General features: G+C 63.2%; 15 protein-coding genes and 1 pseudogene. 10 read left to right on the top strand and 6 right to left on the bottom strand.

Annotated elements, in window-relative coordinates; all coding sequences use genetic code 11:
- Nucleotides 1-22 precede the first annotated feature (22 nt).
- The 5 genes and pseudogenes from NHF53_RS21240 to NHF53_RS21215 all read right to left on the bottom strand — a co-directional run bounded on the left by NHF53_RS21240 (nucleotide 23) and on the right by NHF53_RS21215 (nucleotide 8,188).
- Nucleotides 23-280, bottom strand: coding sequence for an HAD family phosphatase (locus NHF53_RS21240; RefSeq protein ID WP_256481286.1), 258 nt, complete (start codon nucleotides 278-280; stop codon nucleotides 23-25).
- Nucleotides 277-1,749: pseudogene (locus NHF53_RS24340) on the bottom strand (IS3 family transposase). The gene NHF53_RS21240 and the pseudogene NHF53_RS24340 overlap by 4 nt, the downstream one beginning before the upstream one ends.
- Nucleotides 1,750-1,846: 97 nt before the next feature.
- Nucleotides 1,847-4,447, bottom strand: a complete 2,601-nt coding sequence (locus tag NHF53_RS21225) for a DNA translocase FtsK (protein ID WP_252835913.1) — start codon at nucleotides 4,445-4,447, stop codon at nucleotides 1,847-1,849.
- 279 nt (nucleotides 4,448-4,726) lie between these two features.
- Entirely contained in the window at nucleotides 4,727-6,019 is a 1,293-nt protein-coding gene (rhaI, locus tag NHF53_RS21220; protein WP_252835912.1) for an L-rhamnose catabolism isomerase, read from the bottom strand.
- A gap of 72 nt (nucleotides 6,020-6,091) precedes the next feature.
- Nucleotides 6,092-8,188, bottom strand: a complete 2,097-nt coding sequence (locus NHF53_RS21215; RefSeq protein ID WP_252835911.1) for a bifunctional rhamnulose-1-phosphate aldolase/short-chain dehydrogenase — start codon at nucleotides 8,186-8,188, stop codon at nucleotides 6,092-6,094.
- A 205-nt stretch (nucleotides 8,189-8,393) separates the two neighbouring features.
- On the opposite strand from NHF53_RS21215, the gene NHF53_RS21210 reads away from it, so the two are divergent.
- The 7 genes from NHF53_RS21210 (at nucleotide 8,394) to NHF53_RS21180 (ending at nucleotide 15,702) form a co-directional block, all read left to right on the top strand.
- Entirely contained in the window at nucleotides 8,394-9,206 is an 813-nt protein-coding gene (locus NHF53_RS21210; protein WP_114364812.1) for a DeoR/GlpR family DNA-binding transcription regulator, read from the top strand.
- A gap of 57 nt (nucleotides 9,207-9,263) precedes the next feature.
- Nucleotides 9,264-10,259, top strand: coding sequence for a rhamnose ABC transporter substrate-binding protein (gene rhaS, locus NHF53_RS21205; protein WP_252835910.1), 996 nt, complete (start codon nucleotides 9,264-9,266; stop codon nucleotides 10,257-10,259).
- Nucleotides 10,260-10,441: 182 nt separating this feature from the next.
- Nucleotides 10,442-11,974: a sugar ABC transporter ATP-binding protein gene (locus tag NHF53_RS21200; protein ID WP_252835909.1), complete on the top strand. Its 1,533-nt coding sequence runs from the start codon at nucleotides 10,442-10,444 to the stop codon at nucleotides 11,972-11,974.
- An 11-nt stretch (nucleotides 11,975-11,985) separates the two neighbouring features.
- Nucleotides 11,986-12,984: an ABC transporter permease gene (locus NHF53_RS21195; RefSeq protein ID WP_252835908.1), complete on the top strand. Its 999-nt coding sequence runs from the start codon at nucleotides 11,986-11,988 to the stop codon at nucleotides 12,982-12,984.
- Nucleotides 12,981-14,000 carry an ABC transporter permease gene (locus NHF53_RS21190; RefSeq protein WP_252835907.1) on the top strand — a complete coding sequence of 340 codons (1,020 nt, stop codon included), beginning with the start codon at nucleotides 12,981-12,983 and terminating at the stop codon, nucleotides 13,998-14,000. The genes NHF53_RS21195 and NHF53_RS21190 overlap by 4 nt, the downstream gene beginning before the upstream one ends.
- On the top strand, nucleotides 13,997-14,320 hold the full coding sequence (gene rhaM, locus NHF53_RS21185) for an L-rhamnose mutarotase (protein ID WP_252835906.1): 324 nt from the start codon (nucleotides 13,997-13,999) through the stop codon (nucleotides 14,318-14,320). Before NHF53_RS21190 ends, rhaM begins: the two co-directional genes overlap by 4 nt.
- Complete coding sequence (locus NHF53_RS21180) at nucleotides 14,317-15,702, top strand: FGGY-family carbohydrate kinase (RefSeq protein ID WP_252835905.1); 1,386 nt, start codon at nucleotides 14,317-14,319, stop codon at nucleotides 15,700-15,702. Before rhaM ends, NHF53_RS21180 begins: the two co-directional genes overlap by 4 nt.
- On the opposite strand, the gene NHF53_RS21175 is transcribed toward NHF53_RS21180, so the two are convergent.
- Nucleotides 15,643-16,707, bottom strand: a complete 1,065-nt coding sequence (locus NHF53_RS21175) for an AraC family transcriptional regulator (RefSeq protein ID WP_252835904.1) — start codon at nucleotides 16,705-16,707, stop codon at nucleotides 15,643-15,645. The genes NHF53_RS21180 and NHF53_RS21175 overlap by 60 nt on opposite strands.
- 195 nt (nucleotides 16,708-16,902) lie before the next feature.
- Here NHF53_RS21175 and NHF53_RS21170 point away from each other — a divergent pair, with 195 nt between their 5' ends.
- The 3 genes from NHF53_RS21170 to NHF53_RS21160 are packed head-to-tail and all read left to right on the top strand — an operon-like array spanning nucleotide 16,903 to nucleotide 20,031.
- Nucleotides 16,903-17,670, top strand: a complete 768-nt coding sequence (locus NHF53_RS21170; RefSeq protein WP_252835903.1) for a 3-hydroxyacyl-CoA dehydrogenase — start codon at nucleotides 16,903-16,905, stop codon at nucleotides 17,668-17,670.
- A 10-nt stretch (nucleotides 17,671-17,680) separates the two neighbouring features.
- Nucleotides 17,681-18,883, top strand: coding sequence for an acetyl-CoA C-acyltransferase (locus tag NHF53_RS21165; RefSeq protein ID WP_374591240.1), 1,203 nt, complete (start codon nucleotides 17,681-17,683; stop codon nucleotides 18,881-18,883).
- Between the two features lie 20 nt (nucleotides 18,884-18,903).
- Entirely contained in the window at nucleotides 18,904-20,031 is a 1,128-nt protein-coding gene (locus NHF53_RS21160; RefSeq protein WP_114364803.1) for an acyl-CoA dehydrogenase family protein, read from the top strand.
- Nucleotides 20,032-20,049: the final 18 nt, after the last annotated feature.

Below are 20,049 nucleotides of genomic sequence, written 5' to 3'. Positions count from 1 at the left end.
GATTGTCCCAAAACGTCGTCTTCTAGGGATGGACGCAAGATGCGTTTCCCGCCGTGATCAAATAGCCAATTTTGGCCATTGAAGTGCAAACGTAGACCGCGCCTGCATCTGTGAGGCGCGTCTGGAGGGTTTCATAAGCATGTCCCCCTCCAACGAAGCCGATAACCTCCATTCCAGCGCGTCTTGCGGCTATCACGCCCGTAACCGAATCCTCAATGACAATGCAGTCAGTTGGATCAAACCCCATCTGCGAGGCGGTGACCTGCCACTGAACTTTCATCCGGCTGCGATTAGAGCCTCGGCGGTTTTTGATACGCCAATAGGCGCGGTGTGAGCAACCGGCGGAAACGCGAAGCTTCCATATTGCGCAGCGTTGGAGCCGGTTGCGGCGATGATCCCGGCATAGTCTGCCGGGGTCTGATATCCGAGCGATGAGTGCGGCCGGAAATGATTGTAGTCGTCCGCCCATTCCGCAATGGCGCTGCGCGCATGGTCGAGGCCGAAGAACAGGCTCTCGTTGAGCAACTCGTCGCGCATTCTTCCGTTGAAACTCTCGACATAGCCGTTCTGCATCGGTCTTCCCGGCACGATGTAGTGCCACTCGACCTTGTGATCCTTTGCCCACGCCAGGATGGCATTCGAGGTGAGTTCAGTGCCATAGCACATCGGGAATCTTGCTCTGACATGGCCGACGGCGCGCGAAGCCATGCGTAGCGCAGCGCGCCGTCCTGGGTGGTCATGGCCAGTCGACAGGTCTCTAAAGTGAAGTTGTCGAGACAACACTTTGGAGGCGACAAGCCATGACCAAATATCTTTCTACTCCCACAAGCGCCGTGCTGGTAGCGATCGATATGTCGAAGCACCGTCAGGAGGTTCTCATCGAGCGGCCCGAGGGTGGGCGGCGCCGGCGTAGGACGGTGATGGCGACCAAAGATGACTATGACCGCTTGGTTGAGGAACTCGCCTCCATGGCACGACCAATCGTCGTCGGCTTTGAAGCTAGCGGCAATTATCACCGTACTCTGGCGCAGGGGATTGCCGCCAGACATTCACGTGTCACATCATCGACGATATTGAGCACCCGAAATCGTCGTCCGCAGGCGAACTGGTCGTGGACAAAATCCAGAGACCAGCGGGCATTAGCCTTGGCTTCGACCAGGATCGGCGCACGCGTACCCACGGCACGCCGTCTGGCTTTGCGCTTGCGAACGGAAAGGCCTTCCTCCCGATACAGCCGGTAGATGCGGTTGACGCCGGACAGCTCTCCATCACGCCGAAGCAAAATGAACAGTTGTCTGTATCCGAAACGCCGCCGCTCATTGGCCAGATCGCGCAGCTTCGTTCGCAATTCGACCTCCGGCGGTCGGCAGGACCGATAGCGGATCATCTTGCGATCAGCCGACACAATCTGGCAGGCCCGCCGTTCCGAAAGACCTATAATGTCCCTCAGATGCGCAACGGCGTCACGCTTGGCGGCAGGCCCTACCATTTTTTTGCGAGAAGCTCGCGGAGTGCGGCCACATCCAGCATCTGTTCGGCCAGCAGTTTCTTCAGCTTGGCATTCTCCTCTTCGAGCGCCTTCAGTCGCTTCGCCTCGGAGACTTCCATGCCGCCGTATTTGGCTTTCCAGTTATAAAAGGTCGCGTCTGAAATCCCGTGCTTGCGGCACAAGTCGGCCACCTTCGCGCCCGCCTCCTGCTCCTTCAGCACCAAAATAATCTGCTCTTCCGTAAATCTCTGCTTCTTCATGCATCCGTCCTCAATGGGCCGGACTCTAATCCATTCTGGAGGAAATTCTCAGGGGCAGGTCATACCGGGACATGGCCGCTTTTCTCGACCGTTCCCGTTAGACGACACCGTCCGCCCTGTCAGAGGAGTCTGCGATGATTGCACGCTTCCCGACGTGGTTGGCGGGGCCGACGAGCCCCTCCTGCTCCATGCGTTCCACGAGGGATGCCGCCCGGTTGTAGCCGATCGAGAGCTTGCGCTGGATGTAGGAGGTCGAGCATTTCTTGTCGCGCATGACGATCTTCACCGCCTTTTCGTAGAGATCGCTTGCATCCTCCTCGCCCATGGCGGAGCGGTCGAAGACGGCTTCCTCCTCTTCGGTTTCGTTCTCCTCCGCCTCTTCCGTGACCGTGCCGAGGTAGTCGGGCCGTCCTTGCGTCTTCAGGTGTGCCACCACCTTCTCCACCTCGTGGTCGGAGACGAACGGCCCGTGCACGCGCGCGATGCGACCGCCGCCCATCATGTGCAGCATGTCGCCCTGGCCGAGCAGATGTTCGGCCCCCTGTTCGCCGAGAATCGTGCGGCTGTCGATCTTGGAGGTCACCTGGAAAGAGATGCGTGTCGGGAAATTCGCCTTGATCGTGCCGGTAATGACGTCGACCGATGGGCGCTGCGTCGCCATGATCAGGTGGATGCCCGCCGCGCGGGCCATCTGCGCCAGCCTTTGGATCGCGCCTTCGATCTCCTTGCCGGCGACCATCATGAGATCTGCCATCTCGTCGACGATGACAACGATGTACGGCATCGGGGAAAGGTCCATTTCCTCCTGCTCGTAGACCGCCTCGCCTGTCGACCGGTCGAAGCCCGTCTGGATCGTGCAGAGGATGGTCTCGCCCTTGGCGCGGGCTGCGGCGGCGCGACCGTTGTAGCCGTCGATGTTGCGCACGCCGAGGCGCGACATCTTGCGATAGCGGTCTTCCATCTCACGCACGGCCCATTTGAGTGCCATCACCGCCTTTTTCGGATCGGTGACGACGGGGGTCAGGAGATGCGGAATGCCGTCATAGACGGAGAGTTCGAGCATCTTCGGATCGACCATGATCAGGCGGCATTCTTCCGGCTTGAGCCGATAGAGCAGCGACAGGATCATCGTGTTGATGGCGACGGACTTGCCCGAACCGGTCGTGCCGGCAACGAGCAGGTGCGGCATCTTCGCGAGCTCGGCGATGACGGGTTCCCCGCCGATGGTCTTGCCGAGGCAGACCGGCAGCTGGAAGCGGGTCTCGGTATAGTCCCGCGATTCGATGAGTTCGCGGAAGTAGACGGTCTCACGGACAGGGTTCGGCAGTTCGATGCCGATCACGTTGCGGCCAGGCACCACGGCGACGCGGGCGGAGAGCGCGGACATCGAGCGGGCAATGTCGTCGGAAAGACCGATGACGCGCGAAGACTTGACGCCGGGTGCGGGCTCGAACTCGTAGAGCGTGACCACCGGTCCCGGGCGAACGTCGATGATCTCGCCCTTGATTCCGAAGTCCTCGAGAACGCTTTCCAGGAGACCGGCGCTCTGTTCCAGCGCTTCGGGCGAGAGGATGTGTGTCTCCTGAGACTGCGGCAGTTGCAGGAGATCGATCGAAGGAAAATCGTATTCCCCTTCCAATACGATTCGGGCACTCGCCGTGCGATCACGGATCGTGGGCTGTTCGGCGGTATTCTCCGTTGCCGGCGGAACGGCCGCTTCTTCAGGCGTCGTCGAAAATACCGGTACCGCGTCGGCAACGGTGACAGCACCCGCGTGGGCTTGGCTGATCCGGTGAAGGCCGACCTCCCGGTAGAGCGACGTGACCGACCGGTCCTCATCTGCGGCTGGCGGTGCGAGGACCGGCATCTTCACCGCTGCCGGGGCCATGGCGACCGGGGCCGGAATGGTGGCCGGCGCGGGAATGACAGCCGCCACGGGTGGGGTAACCTGAAGCAGGCGATCGGTACTCTCCGCCTCGTCGCTTGCTTCCGTCATTGCCTCCCAGAAGACGTGATCGGAGATGAATGCCGTGAGCGGCAAGGATCGAGCGTCGGCCGGCGAGGGGAAAGGTACCGCCGGCGCCATCAGTTGTTCTGCCGTGTCATTCTGTGCAGCCTCGAGGTGTGTGACGGCAGTTGTCGTTGCTGCTTGTGTGATCGCGGCAGCGGCCGGCAGGTCCTCGCGCGTTGCTGCGGTCTCGGTGGATGTTTCCTCGGTTTGCCTGCTTCGCGCGAGTTCGCGACGGAGCCGATAGCTGAGGGCGCGTGCGCCGGCGGCATCGGGCGGCTGCGGCAGGAATTCCGGCCGCGCTATTATGCGCTCGGCGTTTTTCGTCGGCATGGATGGCAGGCTGTCCGGCGCGGCTGGAACGGCAACCGGAGGTTCAGGCACGGGACGAGGTGCGCTTGCGGCCGCCGGCGCGGCCCGCTTCGGCAGCGCCGTATCGGGTGTGCGGGTGAAGCGGACGTTCGGTCCGAGTACAAAGGCCCTCTGCCAGATCGGGGCGTCGCCGCGGCCTTCGATCTCGCTCGCGGCAATCGAATCGGTGTTGCGCGCCGTGTCGCCCGAGGCCGCTGTCTGCGGGTCCGCCGGAATCGCCGCCGGCCTGCGCGGTTCTTCGCCTCCGGCCTCCGCCCCCTTCCGTTCCTCTTCCAAGTTGCTGGTAAAGCTTGAGAAATTCGAACGGCTGAAACGCATGGCTACCTGCACATCTCTCGAACGCGAACAACGGACACTGGCAATCTTACTAAAAAATAAAGGTTAACCAGGTCTTGCCGGAGCCTGTCGACGAGTGCTCTTTCCCCTGTTGCAGGATCGGCAAATTGCGAGGTGCGGCGGCCGAGCCACACCGGCTTTCGCTCGCGTCCGGCGGAAGGCGGCGGGATAACCGGATGATCATCTGATACGCATGCAAACGCGCTCCGGTGGGAGCCGGAGCGCGGCGCATCGACGTTTTGCCGTGCCGTTGGTGCGGGATCAGACGATACCGCCGGAACCGCCCTTGGTCGCCGGCCGTTCGGCTGCGACCTTGGCCCGATAGCCGCTGGCGCGATACGTGGCCACGGGATCGATCGCGCCGCCGTGACGGCGACGGGCTTCTGCGAGTATAGGTTCCACATCCGTGCGATAGGCACGCTTGAGCGTCTCCGATGCCATCAGCGCATCATTGTCGTTCTGGTACCCTTGCAGCGTCGCACGGTCCACAAGCAGGGCCTGGGCGTAAGCGCGACGGATTTCGTTGGCGCTCGAGATCAGGCTTTCGATCGGGTCGGTGACATTGTGGCTCTGGTCGATCATGTGGGCCGGGTGGAAGCCCCTGACACCGCGATCTTCGGCGTCGACCAGTTCGTTGAAGACGAGGAAGAGGCGGTAGGGTTCGACCGAACCGGCATCGAGGTCGTCGTCACCGTATTTCGAATCATTGAAGTGGAAGCCGCCTAGCTTGCCGAACTGAATGAGGCGCGCAACGATCATCTCGATGTTGGTGTTCGGTGCATGATGGCCGAGATCGACGAGGCAGAAGGCTTTCTCCCCGAGCGTCTGGGCGATCAGGTAGTTCGTCCCCCAGTCCTGCACGACCGTCGAATAGAAGGCGGGCTCATACATCTTATGTTCGGTGAAGAGGCGCCAGTCGTCCGGCAGAGCCTTGTAGATATCGCCCATGGCGGCGAGATAGCGTTCGAACTGGCGCGTAAAGTTCGCTTGGCCGGGGAAATTCGAGCCGTCGCCGATCCACACGGTGAGCGCTTTTGATCCGATCGCCCTGCCGATTTCTATGCATTCGATGTTGTGGTCGACGGCTTGCCGGCGGGTTGCCGCATCCACGTGGCTGAGCGAGCCGAACTTGTAGGAATGCGCCTGGTCGGACGTGTCCGAGAAGGTGTTGGAGTTCATCGCGTCGAAGCCGAGACCGAGGGCGTCGCCCTTTGCCTTCAGTTCCTTCGGGTCCGCCTTGTCCCACGGGATATGCAGCGACACCGTCGGCGTGGCGCGGGTCAGTTCGTTGATGACCGAGCAGTCCTCCAGCTTGTCGAAGATGTGGCGCGGTTCGCCGGGGCCGGGGAAACGGGCGAAGCGTGTGCCGCCGGTGCCGACGCCCCAGGAGGGAACTGCGACGAAGAAGTCCGCCACCTTTGCTGTGATCGCGTCTATGTCGATGTTGCTGCGTGCGAGTTTTTCGCCGAGCGCGGCGTAGTCGGCCCTGTGGGCGTCGGCGCGCTTTTCGTTTTCACCGGCTATGAACCCCTGCGAAATCTTCAGTTCCGTCATCATTGTCCTCCTCCCGAAAAGAAGCCCGTCGCCGGTCTTGGGAGATACCGGCGACGAGCAGACTTCGTGATCTCAGCGCGTAAAGCTCTGGGCGTTGCCCGCGTCCACGTTGATGATATTGCCGGTCGACTTGGCAGACGAGTCGGATGCGAGGAAGTAGATGGCCTCGGCGATGTCTTCTGGAAAGACGTTGAGCTTCAGCATCGAGCGCTTGCGGTAGTGCTCCTCGAGCTCCGAGACTTCGATCTTGGAGGAAGCAGCGCGCTGCTCGCGCCATTCGCCGTTCCAGATCTTCGAACCACGCAGGACTGCGTCCGGGTTCACCGTGTTGACGCGGATTCCAGCGTCCGCACCTTCGAGTGCCAGGCAGCGGGCGAGGTGAATCTCGGCGGCTTTCGCCGTGCAATAGGCGGACGCGTTCGGTGAGGAGGCAAGGCCGTTCTTCGAGGCGACGAAGACGATGTTGCCGCCGATCGCCTGGCGACGGAAGAGGCGGAAGGCCTCGCGCGAGACGAGGAAGTAGCCGGTCGCCAGGATGTCGATGTTCTTGTTCCACATCGCAAGCGTCGTGTCCTCGACAGGCGCCGAAGAGGCGATGCCGGCATTGGAGACGAGAATGTCGACGCCGCCGAACTCGACACAGGCTTCGGCAAAGGTGGAGGCGACGGCCCCTTCCTTCGTAACGTCAAGCGTGACGGAGCGAACGCTGTCACCGCCGTAGCGCTTGGCGAAATCGGTCATGGTGTCGGCGAGTGCCCCGGCGTCGATGTCGGCCAGCACCACGCAGGCGCCCTCCGCCATCAGCCGTTCGGCAGTGGCGCGGCCGATGCCGCCGGCGCCGCCGGTGACGAAGGCCACCCGGCCGGCCAGCGACTTCGGTTTCGGCATGCGCTGAAGCTTGGCTTCCTCGAGCAGCCAGTATTCGATGTCGAAGGCTTCCTGTTCGGGCAGGCCCTGATACTCGGAGACGGTCGAGGCGCCCTTCATCACGTTGATGGCGTTGACGTAGAACTCGCCGGCGATGCGGGCGGTCGCCTTGTCCTTGGCAAAGGACAGCATGCCGACGCCGGGGACCAGGAAGATGACCGGGTTGGGGTCGCGCATCTTCGGCGAGTTGTCGTGCTTGCAGCTCTCATAGTAGCGCGTGTAGTCGGCGCGGTAGTCTTCCAGCGCCTTGTCGAGGCCGGCGATCACCGCATCGGCATCGGGCTTCGCCGGATCGAAATCGACGATCAGCGGGCGGATCTTGGTGCGCAGGAAGTGGTCGGGGCAGGAGGTGCCGAGGCTTCCCAGCGCCTGAAGATCCCTGGAGTTGACGAATTCGAGCACGGCCGCCTGGTCATCGAAGTGGCCGAGCTTGCGTTCGGTCTTGCCGATACGGCCGCGGATTTCCGGCATGAGTCTTGCGGCGATCGCGCGACGTTCGGCTTCCGGCAGGCTCTTTGCGACTGCGCCGCCGAAGATCGTCTTGCCTTCGGTTTCCTTCGCGAACCACTCGATCGCCTTGTTGATGATCTCGAGCGTCAGCAGGTAGCAGTCCTTGGCGTCGTTTGCCCAGGTGAACAGGCCGTGGCTTTCCAGCACCACGCCCTTGGCGGTCGGGTTGGCCTTCACGAACGCTTCGAGGTCGAGCCCGAGCTGGAAACCGGGGCGGCGCCAGGGCAGCCAGCCGATCTCGTCGCCGAAGATCTGGCTCGTCAGTTCCTTCGAGTTCCTCGAGGCGGCGATCGCGATGATCGCGTCGGGATGCATGTGGTCGACATGGGTAAACGGCACGAAACCATGCAGCGGTGTGTCGATGGAGGCGGCGCGCGGGTTGAGGTTGAAGGTGCAGTGGGGCAGGAAGCCGACCATGCGGTCCTCGTCCTCGACGCCCTTGTAGAGCGTCTTCAGCGCTTCGAGCTTGTCCATGTAGAGGGTGGAGAAACCGTCGAGCTTGATCGTCCCGACATCGCCGCCGGACCCCTTGACCCACATGACGCGAACCTTCTCGCCGGTCAGCGGATCGGTTTCCATGACCTTTGCCGAGGTGTTGCCGCCACCGTAATTGGTGATGCGCTTGTCGGCGCCCAAGAGATTGGACCGGTAGAGCAGCTTGCCGGGCTCGTCGAGCTTTGCAGCGTAAGCGTCGTCCCAACGGTTTTCGAGAAGGCGGGTTTGGCCCGTCATTGCTTCCTCCCTGTGCATGTCGATTCATGGGCGGCGCGCAAAGGCGGCCCATCTCCTTCTGGTCGACGGTATCGCGCATCCTGGCGACAGTTGTCAATCAATTTCGATCATAAACATGCATTGTGCGGCGCAACATTATCTTTTTTGATCGTTTGTGATTGACAGCATAAAAACAATCCGGATAAATCACGCTCAGGAGGAGCCCATGCACGAACGCGAACGTCATCGCATCATATTAAGCGCGATCCAGGAAAAGCCGGTCATCACCGTGCAGGATATCGCCGAGCTGACCGAGGCTTCCGAGGCCACGATCCGCCGGGATATCGCGTCGCTTCACGTGCAGGGAAAGCTCCGTCGGGTTCGTGGCGGGGCCGAGGCAGTGCATCCGCCGCAGCTTGGAAATCTCGCCGCGCGACCGTTCCGCGTTTCGGAATCGGTCAATATCGACAAGAAACGCGCAATTTCGCGCGCCGCGGTCGATCTGTGTGAGGAAGGCGACTCGATCATCATCAACGGGGGTACGACGACCTTCCAGATGGTGCATTTCATGTCGGCGCGCCGCCTGCAGGTCATGACCAATTCCTTCGCCATCGCCGAGCACCTGGTGAAGCATTCCAAGTGCACCGTTTCGGTGCCGGGCGGGGCGATCTATCGCGACCAGAGCCTGATCCTGTCGCCCTTCGACAACGACGCGATCCGCAATTTCTATGCACGGCGGATATTTATCGGCGCGCAGGGCATCAGTGCGCTCGGCGTCATGGAATCCGATGCGCTCGTCATCCAGAGCGAACAGAAGCTCATGCGGCAGGCGGAGGAACTGATCGTGATGGTCGATTCGAGCAAGTTCGCGAAGCGCTCCAGCCTGATCCTGTGTTCGCTCGACAACGTCTCGACGATCATCACAGACGACAAAATTCCCGACGAGGCGGCCGCCATGGTCACCGACGCCGGCATCAAGCTCATTACGGTCAAGCCGATGGCTTCGGCCGAGAAGGAGGATACCACGTCGGTCGCATGATGTGATCCGGCCGCGTGGGGAGTTCAAAGCAGTCCATCAACCTGGGAGGAAGACCAAATGAAACTGTCCAAGACACTGCTCGCCGGTGTGGCTTTTGCCGCCATGGCATTGGCATCCGGTGCCAACGCGGCCGACATGAAGATCGCACTCGTGGTCAAGTCGCTCGGCAACGGCTTCTTCGAGGCCGCCAACAAGGGCGCCGAGGAAGCCGCCAAGGAACTCGGCGGCGTCGAGATCATCTATACCGGCCCGACGACGACCACGGCCGAAGGCCAGATCGAAGTCATCAATTCGCTGATCGCCCAGGGCGTCGACGCCATCGCGATTTCGGCCAACGATCCGGACGCCGTCGTTCCGGCGCTGAAGAAGGCCGCCCAGCGCGGCATCAAGGTTATCTCGTGGGATTCGGGCGTTGCCGCCGAAGGCCGCATCATGCACCTCAACCCGTCGTCCAACGAACTGATCGGCAAGATGTGCCTGCAGCTCGCGGCCAACCATCTCGAAGGCGGCAAGGGCGACTTCGCCATCCTCTCGGCTACCACGACCTCGACCAACCAGAACATCTGGATCGAGGAAATGAAGAAGCAGCTCAAGGACTTCCCGGGCCTCAACCTGACCACGACCGTCTACGGCGACGACCTGGCCGACAAGAGCTACCGCGAAGCCAACGGCCTTCTGTCCTCCTCGCCGAACGTCAAGGTCATCGTCGCTCCGACGACCGTCGGCGTTCTCGCCGCCTCGCAGGCCGTCAAGGATGCCGGCAAGATCGGTGAGGTCTACGTGACCGGCCTTGGCCTGCCGTCCGAAATGGCCGGCGCCATCAAGTCGGGTGCCACCAAGGAATTCGCCATCTGGAACCCGATCGACCTCGGTTACTCGGCCACCCAGATCGCCTATCACTTGGTCAAGGGCGACACCGACGGCGCGCCGGGCTCGGAAATCGAAGCCGGCCGCATGGGCAAGATCAAGGTCGGCGACAATGGCGAAGCGGCCATGGCCGATCCCTTCGTCTACAACTCGTCCAACATCGACGAGTTCTCGAAGATCTTCTGATCTGCTGAAACTCGCTGATTGAGTGAACCAAGTCCCCCTCTGGCCTGCCGGCCATCTCCCCCACAAGGGGGGAGAAACCTTGCCGCAACAGTCTTGCCCGAATTGAGCTTCGACGTAGCGGCCGGGTTAAGCTCTCCCCCTTGTGGGGAGGGTGGGGAGGGGTTTTGAAGCAAAGCCGGACCATGACCGTTCAAGCCAGACCTCTCGATACCGCGCCATTGGCCGCCGACACGCCCATTCTCGAAATGCGCGGCATTTCGCAGATCTTTCCGGGGGTGAAGGCGCTCGATGGCGTGAACATCGCGCTCTACCCGGGCAAGGTGACGGCCCTGATCGGCGAGAACGGCGCCGGCAAGTCGACGCTGGTCAAGATCCTGACCGGGATCTACCGGCCGAACGAGGGCGAGATCCTGATCGACGGCCGGCCGATCGCCTTTGCCAATGCCCAAGACGCGATCGATGCCGGCGTCACCGCGATCCACCAGGAAACCGTGCTGTTCGACGAACTGACCGTCGGCGAAAACATCTTTCTCGGCCATGCGCCGCGCACGCGGTTCGGCCTGATCGACTGGAAGACCATCAACCAGCGCGCCCGCCAGCTGCTGGCCGAGCTGGAAAGCAGCATCGACCCGACCATCCGGTTGAAGGATCTGTCGATCGCCCAGCGCCATCTGGTCGCGATCGCCCGGGCGCTGTCGGTGGAGGCCCGCATCGTCATCATGGACGAGCCGACGGCGGCCCTGTCGCGCAAGGAGATCGACGACCTGTTCCGCATCGTCGAGGGGCTGAAGCGCCAGGGCAAGGCGATCCTGTTCATCAGCCACAAGTTCGACGAGGTCTATGAAATCGCCGAAAACTACGCCGTGTTCCGCGACGGCAAGATGGTCGGTTCCGGTGCGCTGAAAGCCACGCCGCAGGACGAGATCGTCCGGCTGATGGTCGGCCGCGACGTGCATGACGTCTTCCCCAAGGTGCCCGCTAACATCGGCGGAACGGTGCTTGCGGTCGATGGCTATTGCCACGACACCGAATTCCGCGACATTTCCTTCGACCTGAAAAAGGGCGAGATCCTCGGCGTCTACGGCCTGATCGGCGCCGGGCGCTCCGAACTCTGCCAGTCGCTGTTTGGCATCACCGCGCCGGCCTCCGGCCGGCTGTCGCTCGAGGGCCGGGAGATATCGATCCGCACCCCCGCCGACGCGATCGCTGCCGGGATCGTCTACGTGCCGGAAGAGCGCGGCCGCCATGGCCTGGCGCTCGAAATGCCGATCTACCAGAACATGTCGCTGCCGTCGCTGGCGCGCACGTCCGCGCGCGGTTTCCTCAAGGTGGTCAACGAACTGTCGCTCGCCCGCAAATATGCCGAGCGGCTCGACCTGCGCGCCGCCGCACTCTCGGTGCCGGTCGGCACGCTGTCGGGCGGCAACCAGCAGAAGGTGGTGATTGGCAAATGGCTCGCCACGCAGCCGAAGGTCATCATTCTTGACGAGCCGACCAAGGGCATCGACATCGGCTCCAAGGCCGCCGTGCACGGCTTCATCTCGGAACTCGCGGGCGAGGGGCTGTCGATCATCATGATCTCGTCCGAACTGCCGGAAATCCTCGGCATGTCCGACCGCGTGCTGGTGATGCACGAAGGACTGATGGCCGGGCTCTACGACCGCGACGGCCTGACCGCCGAGACGCTGGTGCGCGCCGCCACCGGCAACCGCTAAGGACATTCGACATGCAACGGCTTCTCAAGAACCGCGAAATCCTGCTGGCGCTGATCATCGTCGTGATGATCGCCGGCTTCTCGACGCGGGCGTCGAATTTCGCCACGCCGGGCAATCTGGCGACGATCTTCAACGACACCTCGATCCTGATCATCCTGGCGCTCGGCCAGATGACCGTCATCCTGACCAAGTCGATCGATCTTTCGGTCGCCGCCAACCTTGCCTTTACCGGCATGGCGGTTGCCATGCTGGATGCCGCTTATCCCGGCCTGCCGCTGGCGCTGCTGATCGTGATCGCGATCGGCATCGGCGCGGCCCTCGGCGCGATCAACGGCTTTCTCGTCTGGCTCCTGCAGATCCCGCCGATCGTAGTCACGCTCGGCACGCTCACCATCTATCGCGGCATGGCCTTCGTGCTCTCGGGCGGCAGCTGGGTCAACGCGCACCAGATGACGCCGGACTTCCTCGGCCTGCCGCGTATCAGCGTGCTGGGCATGCCGATACTGTCCTGGGCGGCGATCGCCATCGTCTTCCTCATCTGGTTCGTGCTCACCCGCACGCCGTTCGGCCGCTCGACCTATGCGGCGGGCGGCAATCCGACGGCAGCGGTCTATGCCGGCATCGATGTCGGCCGCGCCCGCTTCCTCGCCTTCGTGCTGTCGGGCGCGCTCGCCGGTCTGTCGGGCTATCTTTGGGTGTCGCGCTATGCGGTGGCCTATGTCGATATCGCCGCCGGCTTCGAACTCGACAGCGTGGCTGCCAATGTCATCGGTGGCGTATCGATCGCCGGCGGCATCGGCTCGGTGATCGGCACCGTGCTCGGCGCGCTGTTCCTTGGCGTGATCAAGAACGCCTTGCCGGTCATCGGCATCTCGCCTTTCGCCCAGATGGCGATCTCCGGCGTCGTCATCGTGCTCGCCGTCGTCTTCAACGCCCGGGCCGAGGCCAAGAAGGGCCGCATCATCCTGCGCGACCGCGCAGCCAAGGACAGCCAGGAGGTGACCGCATGAGCACCGCGACTTCCGAAACCACGACCACCCGGCGGCAGATCCCCGACCGGTTGGGCACGCCGTTCAAGCGGCTGCTGGCGAGTTGGGAATTGCTGCTGTTCGGCGTGGCGGTGGTGATCTTCATCGCCAATTCGCTGGCCTCGCCCTATTTCCTCGACGCCTGGAACCTGTCGGACGCCACTTTCAACTTCACCGAAAAGGCGATGATTGCCTTTGCCATGGCGCTCCTGATCATCGCCGGCGAGATCGATCTCTCGGTCGCCGCGATCATTGCGCTCGCCTCCACCGCCATGGGCTATGCCGCGCAGATGGGCATCGGCGCGCCGGGGCTGGTGGTGATCGGCATCGGCACCGGTCTCGCCTGCGGCGCCTTCAACGGCATCCTGGTGGCGGGGCTGAAACTGCCGTCGATTGTCGTGACCATCGGCACGATGAGCCTGTTTCGCGGCATTTCCTATATCGTGCTCGGCGATCAGGCCTATGGCAAATACCCGGCCGATTTCGCCTTCTTCGGGCAGGGCTACGTCTTCTGGGTATTCTCCTTCGAATTTGTGCTCTTCCTCGTCATGGCCGGGCTGTTCGCCGTGCTGCTGCACGCCACCAATTTCGGCCGGCAGGTCTATGTGATCGGCAACAATCCGCTGGCCGCGCGCTTCTCCGGCATTCCGGTCGAGCGAGTGAAGTTCATCCTCTTCCTGCTCACCGGCCTGACGAGCGGCATTGCCGCCGTCTGCCTCACCTCGCGGCTCGGCTCGACGCGGCCGTCGATCGCGCAGGGCTGGGAACTTGAGGTGGTGACCATGGTGGTGCTCGGCGGGGTGTCGATCCTCGGCGGTGCCGGCACGATCGCCGGCGTGGTGATCGCCGCCTTCGTCATGGGTCTCGTCACTTTCGGCCTCGGCCTGCTCAACGTGCCCGGCATCGTCATGTCGATCTTCATCGGCCTGCTCTTGATCGTCACAATCGCGCTGCCGATCATCGGCCGACGCATCCGCAATGCGAGGGCGGCACGATGAGTGAACTCGAAAGACACGCCTTCAAGATGAAACTCCATCCCGGCATGGAGGCGGAATACAGGAAGCGCCATGACGAGATCTGGCCGGACCTGGTGGATCTGCTGCACGAGGCGGGCGTTCGCGACTACACGATCCATCTCGACCGCGAGACCAACATCCTGTTCGGCGTTCTCAGCCGCCCGAAGGACCACACGATGGCGAGCCTGCCGGAGCATCCGGTGATGAGGCGCTGGTGGGCGCATATGGCCGACATCATGGAAAGCAATCCCGACAATTCGCCCGTCGCCGTCGATCTGGTCAACGTCTTCCACCTGCCATGAACGCGTCTCGTCCGCGGCGCGTCGCCGTCATCGACATCGGCAAGACCAATGCCAAGGTGGTGGTCCTCGACGGAGAGACCGGTGCCGAGATCGCGATCCGCAGGACTGCGAACGGCGTGGTTGCCGGTCCTCCCTATCCCCACTACGACGTCGAGGCCTTGTGGTCGTTCATCCTGTCCGCTCTCGCTTCATTCGCCGAGGCGCCCGGCTACGATGCGATCTCGATCACCACGCATGGGGCGAGCGCCGCGCTCCTCGACGCTGACGGGCGGCTCGCCATGCCGGTTCTCGATTACGAACACGGCTATCCGGCCGACGTCGTTTCGGACTACGCCGCCTTGCGGCCTGCCTTTCCCGAGACCTGTTCGCCGGCGCTTCCGGTCGGCCTCAATCTCGGAGCCCAACTTCACTATCAGAAGACTGTCTTTCCCGAAGCATTCGCGCGGGTCCGGACGATCCTCACCTATCCGCAATACTGGGCCTTCCGCCTGACGGGTGTCGTTGCGAACGAGGTAACCTCGCTCGGCTGTCACACCGACCTCTGGAATCCGGGGCAGGGCGTTTATTCGTCTCTCGTCGACAGGCTCGAGATAAGGACGTTGATGGCGCCGGTCCGGTCGGCCTTCGACGTGCTTGGCCCGGTGCTGCCGGAGGTCCGCCGAGTGATCGGCCTCAATGCGATCGTTCCCGTCTATTGCGGCATCCACGATTCCAATGCATCGCTGCTGCCACATCTCATCGGAAGGCAGCCGCCTTTCTCGGTGGTGTCGACGGGCACCTGGGTCATCTGCTTCGCGGTGGGGAGTGACCCAGCGGGGCTCGATCCGGCGCGTGACACGCTGTCGAATGTCGATGCCTTCGCGCGGCCCGTGCCATCGGCCCGCTTCATGGGCGGTCGCGAATTCGAGATCCTCACGCAAGGCGCGGCTGAACCGTCACCGAAAGCGGTGGAGTTGGCCGCCCGTGCGGTGATCACCAAGGGTGTGATGGTTCTGCCCAATGCCGTGGACGGATCAGGACCTTTCCCGGACCGCACGGTACGGTGGATCGGCGAGCCTGCTTCGGACGCCGAGCGGGTAGCCGCCGTCTCGCTCTATGTGGCGATGATGACGGTCACATGTCTCGACCTCGTGAAGGCTGCAGGCCCGATCATCGTTGAAGGACCGATGAGTCGGAACAGCGTCTTCCTCGCCGCGCTGGCGTCCATGACCGGGCGCGATGTGACGGTCGACACGGACGCCGGAACGAGCGGCACCGCGCTCGGAGCCGCCGTGCTTGCCGGGGTGAGGCCACAGGCGCGACACCCGACCGTCATTTCGCCGTCACTCGATGTCGGCTCCTATCTCGGTCATTGGCGAGCGGCGCTGGTGTCCGACGTCTAGCACGCGCGCCGCCGCAGCTTCACGGCGGAAGACGCCGGGGCTCCTGGAGGTCCACTTGCGGAAGGCGCGGTGAAAGGCGCTCGGCTCGGAAAAGCCGAGCTGGGCGGCGATCTCTCCGACGCTGTCTCGGCTCGTCAGCAGCAGTTCCATGGCCCGCTCCCGCCTGATCTCATCCTTTATGCCGGCAAAGCTCCGTCCCTCGGCCTGAAGACGGTGGCGCAGGGTCGATGGCGACATGCGCAGTTGCGCCGCAATGTCCTCAAAGCTGCCCCAGCTCGTCGGTGGGGTCTGCTGCAACCGGCGCCGGATGCCCGCCGCCAGGCCCGCGTCGTATCGGTAGCGCACCAGGATGTTGGCGGGCGCCCCCCGGAGGAACTGCTTCAACGCCTGTTCCGTCCGCGCGATCGGCAGACGGAGCAGTTGTCGGTCGAAGGAGAGCCGGCTGACCGGCTGCCCGAAACGGACCGGAGCGCCGAAGAACAACCGGTAGTCCGCACCCTGCTGCGGCTCGGCGCAGCGGAAATCGACCCTGCGGATCGGAATGCGCCGGCCGACCAGCCAGCAAGCGATGCCGTGCAGCAGAATCCAGTAGGTGCGGTATGCAAAGGCCGAGCGTGGCCCCATCTTGTCCTCGAGCACGATCTCCGCGAGGCCCTCGCTGATCTCAAGTCGGCCGGAGGGATCCTCCAGGATCACGTTCAGGAAGCGCAGTGCCCGCCGCAGGGCGTGTTCCAGCGTCGGCGCGTGCAGCACGCAATGGCAGAGAAGCGTGAAACTGCCGTTGCGCATCGGCCGGGCACCCATGCCGAAGAACTCGTCGTCGACTTCGGCCGCGACGGCAAGCCAGAGCGCGCCGTAGATCTCGGCCGAGACCGGAGCGTCGACCACGGGCGGCAGTCCCACCGACGCCAGAACCGGTGCGGTCGGCTTGCCGGGCCGACGCAGGCAATCGAGCGCTTCCTCGATGAAGGAAGGCGAAATCATCCGTCTGTCCGGCTCGGCCATTCGCTTCTCCTGATATGGTAAAACTGTCCAAAAAATCTGGCCGCTTTGGTCATCGCTTGCAATATAGTGTCCGCATAGAGTCCGGCAACAAGGATCGGCGAAGGAGCTGGTTTGCATGCGGAATGCGGCGAAGGAGGACGGGATGGCGTATCGAACGATCACGGTCGTGCGTTCCACGAAAGCGGGAGTTTTCCCGTGCTGATCGAAGGCAAGGTCTTCGTCGTGACTGGCGGTGCTTCGGGCCTCGGTCTTGCCGTGGTGCACTCGCTCACCGCCGCCGGAGCGCGGGCAGTCGTTGCTGACGTCAATGCCGAGGTCGGTGAGAAGGTCACCGCGGAATTCGGAAACAGCGTCCGCTTCGTGCGAACCGACGTCACGTCGGAGGACGACGCGGCGGCCGCCGTTCGAGCCGCAACGGAGGCCTTCGGACACCTCCACGGCCTGGTGAACTGTGCCGGCATCGCCCCCGGCGAGAAGGTGATCGGTCGCGACGGTCCGCATCGGCTGGATGTCTTCACGCGGGCAATCAGCATCAATCTCGTCGGCACGTTCAACATGATCCGTCTTGCGGCCGCCGCAATCTCCAGGGAGGAGCCGAACGAAGACGGCGAGCGTGGCGTGATCGTCAACACGGCATCGGTCGCCGCTTTCGAAGGGCAAATCGGCCAGGCCGCGTATTCCGCTTCGAAAGGCGGTGTCGTCGGGATGACCCTGCCGATCGCCCGCGAGCTTGCGCGTTACGGCATCCGCGTCGTTTCGATCGCGCCCGGCATCTTCGAGACGCCGATGATGGCGGGCATGCCGCAAGAGGTTCAGGATTCGCTCGGCAAGAGCGTACCTTTTCCGTCCCGCCTCGGCCGTCCCGAGGAGTATGCCGGTCTTGTCCGCCACATTTGCGAGAACAGGATGCTCAACGGAACGGTGATCCGTCTCGACGGAGCTTTGCGCATGGGTGCGCGTTGAAGGAGCAGTGATGCAGGAGATGCAGGGAATACCTCAGGACCCGGTTGTCATCGTCGGTGCGGCGCGCACGGCCATGGGCGGCTTTCAGGGTGTGCTGTCGCGCGCGACGGCTCCGGATCTCGGCGCGGCCGCCATCCGCGCGGCACTTGCCCGATCCGGCGTCGGTGCCGATGAAATCGATGAAGTGGTATTCGGCTGCGTTCTCGCCGCCGGTCTGGGGCAGGCGCCGGCCCGTCAGGCGTCGATCGGGGCGGGGCTTTCCGTCTCGACGGGCGCAACGACCGTCAACAAGATGTGCGGCTCCGGCATGAAGGCTACAATGCTGGCCCATGACCTCCTGCTCGCCGGCAGCGCCACGGTCGCGGTGGCCGGCGGCATGGAGAGCATGACCAATGCGCCGTACCTGCTCGATCGTGCGCGCGGTGGTTATCGACTGGGGCATGGCCGCGTCATCGATCATATGTTCCTCGACGGCCTCGAAGACGCTTACGACAACGGCCGGCTGATGGGCACGTTCGCGGAAGACTGCGCGGAAGCCTATGGCTTTGCCCGCGACGCCCAGGACGCTTATGCCGTCGCATCGCTGACGCGAGCGCAAAAGGCGATCGCTGGCGGGGATTTCGAGGCAGAGATCACGCCGGTGACGATCGGCAGCGGCAAGACGGACGTTACCGTGAGCATCGACGAGCAGCCGGGAAAAGCGAGACTCGACAAGATACCGACGTTGCGTCCCGCCTTCCGCGAAGGAGGGACGGTGACGGCCGCGAATTCCAGTTCGATCTCGGACGGTGCCGCGGCGCTCGTCCTCATGCGCCGGTCGCAGGCCGAGCGGGAGGGCCGGACCCCGCTCGCGACCATCATCGGCCATGCTACCCATTCACAGGCGCCGCATCTCTTTCCGACGGCGCCGGTCGATGCCCTGCGCAAACTGGCCGCACGCACTGGCTGGGATCTCAAGGATGTCGACCTCTTCGAGATCAACGAGGCTTTCGCGGTGGTTCCCATGGCGGCGATGCATGAACTCGGCCTGCCCCGTGAGAAGGTGAACGTCCATGGCGGAGCCTGCGCACTCGGGCATCCGATCGGTGCGTCGGGAGCACGCATTATCGTAACCCTGCTCGCCGCGCTGGAGCGCTATGACCTGCGGCGCGGCATGGCCGCTGTCTGCATCGGCGGCGGCGAAGCGACCGCGATCGCCGTGCAACGACACTGAGGGCGCTGGGAGGAGCCGGAATGATACTGACCGAGGAACAGCAACAGATCCGCGACATGGCGCGCGACTTCGCCCGCGAAAGGCTGGCGCCGGGCGCGGCCCAGCGCGATGTCGACCATGCCTTCCCGAAGCAGGAGCTGAAGGAAATGGGCGAGCTCGGTTTCCTCGGCATGCTGGTGCCCGAGACCTACGGCGGATCGGATACGGGCGTCGTCGCCTATGCCGCAGCACTCGAGGAAATCGCGGCCGGCGACGGGCCATGCTCCACGATCATGAGCGTGCACAGTTCTGTGGGCTGCGTGCCCATTCTCAAATTCGGCACCGAAGCACAGAAGGAACGCTTCCTGCCGAAACTCGCCTCCGGCGAATGGATCGGCGGTTTCGCACTCACCGAGCCGCAGGCTGGCTCGGACGCTTCGAATCTTCGCACCCGTGCTCGCCGCGACGGCGATCACTACGTACTGAACGGTGCAAAACAGTTCATCACCTCGGGCAAGAACGGGCAGGTCGTCATCGTCTTCGCGGTGACCGATCCGGAACTCGGAAAGAAGGGAATTTCCGCCTTCATCGTCCCGACCGACACGCCGGGCTATGAAGTAGTCCGTGTCGAGAACAAGCTTGGACTTCATTCCTCCGATACCTGTCAGATCGCCTTCAACGATATGCGGGTGCCGGCAGAATTCCGGCTCGGGGAGGAGGGAGAAGGATACCGGATCGCGCTTGCCAATCTCGAAGGCGGGCGCATCGGGATCGCGGCCCAGTCGGTCGGCATGGCGCGTGCGGCCTTCGAGGCGGCGCGGGACTATGCGCGGGAAAGGACTGCTTTCGGGCAGCCGATCATCGAGCATCAGGCCGTTTCCTTCCGGCTTGCCGACATGGCGACGAAGATTGCGGCGGCGCGCCAGCTGACCCTGCACGCTGCACTCCTGAAGGAGCGGGGCGAGCCGTGCCTCACAGAGGCCTCAATGGCAAAGCTATTCGCCTCGGAAATGGCGGAAAAAATTTGCTCCGATGCGATCCAGATCCATGGCGGTTACGGCTACATGTCCGATTATCCGGTCGAACGCATCTACCGCGATGTCCGGATCTGCCAGATCTATGAGGGAACGAGCGATGTGCAGCGCATCGTGATTGCACGCGGTCTATAATGTTTCCGGCTCTACCTT

This window comes from Ciceribacter sp. RN22 (assembly GCF_024054295.1).
Classification (GTDB): domain Bacteria; phylum Pseudomonadota; class Alphaproteobacteria; order Rhizobiales; family Rhizobiaceae; genus Allorhizobium; species Allorhizobium lividum.
Note: the sequence above shows the minus strand (reverse complement) of the source record. Positions and strands in the feature narration are given on the sequence as shown.

Bases quoted from the DNA above. Each gene is read 5' to 3' on its own strand.
- NHF53_RS21240 (WP_256481286.1), bottom strand. From the start codon at position 280: ATGAAAGTTCAGTGGCAGGTCACCGCCTCGCAGATGGGGTTTGATCCA.
- NHF53_RS21225 (WP_252835913.1), bottom strand. From the start codon at position 4,447: ATGCGTTTCAGCCGTTCGAATTTCTCAAGCTTTACCAGCAACTTGGAA.
- rhaI (WP_252835912.1), bottom strand. From the start codon at position 6,019: ATGACGGAACTGAAGATTTCGCAGGGGTTCATAGCCGGTGAAAACGAA.
- NHF53_RS21215 (WP_252835911.1), bottom strand. From the start codon at position 8,188: ATGACGGGCCAAACCCGCCTTCTCGAAAACCGTTGGGACGACGCTTAC.
- NHF53_RS21210 (WP_114364812.1), top strand. From the start codon at position 8,394: ATGCACGAACGCGAACGTCATCGCATCATATTAAGCGCGATCCAGGAA.
- rhaS (WP_252835910.1), top strand. From the start codon at position 9,264: ATGAAACTGTCCAAGACACTGCTCGCCGGTGTGGCTTTTGCCGCCATG.
- NHF53_RS21200 (WP_252835909.1), top strand. From the start codon at position 10,442: ATGACCGTTCAAGCCAGACCTCTCGATACCGCGCCATTGGCCGCCGAC.
- NHF53_RS21195 (WP_252835908.1), top strand. From the start codon at position 11,986: ATGCAACGGCTTCTCAAGAACCGCGAAATCCTGCTGGCGCTGATCATC.
- NHF53_RS21190 (WP_252835907.1), top strand. From the start codon at position 12,981: ATGAGCACCGCGACTTCCGAAACCACGACCACCCGGCGGCAGATCCCC.
- rhaM (WP_252835906.1), top strand. From the start codon at position 13,997: ATGAGTGAACTCGAAAGACACGCCTTCAAGATGAAACTCCATCCCGGC.
- NHF53_RS21180 (WP_252835905.1), top strand. From the start codon at position 14,317: ATGAACGCGTCTCGTCCGCGGCGCGTCGCCGTCATCGACATCGGCAAG.
- NHF53_RS21175 (WP_252835904.1), bottom strand. From the start codon at position 16,707: ATGGCCGAGCCGGACAGACGGATGATTTCGCCTTCCTTCATCGAGGAA.
- NHF53_RS21165 (WP_374591240.1), top strand. From the start codon at position 17,681: ATGCAGGAGATGCAGGGAATACCTCAGGACCCGGTTGTCATCGTCGGT.
- NHF53_RS21160 (WP_114364803.1), top strand. From the start codon at position 18,904: ATGATACTGACCGAGGAACAGCAACAGATCCGCGACATGGCGCGCGAC.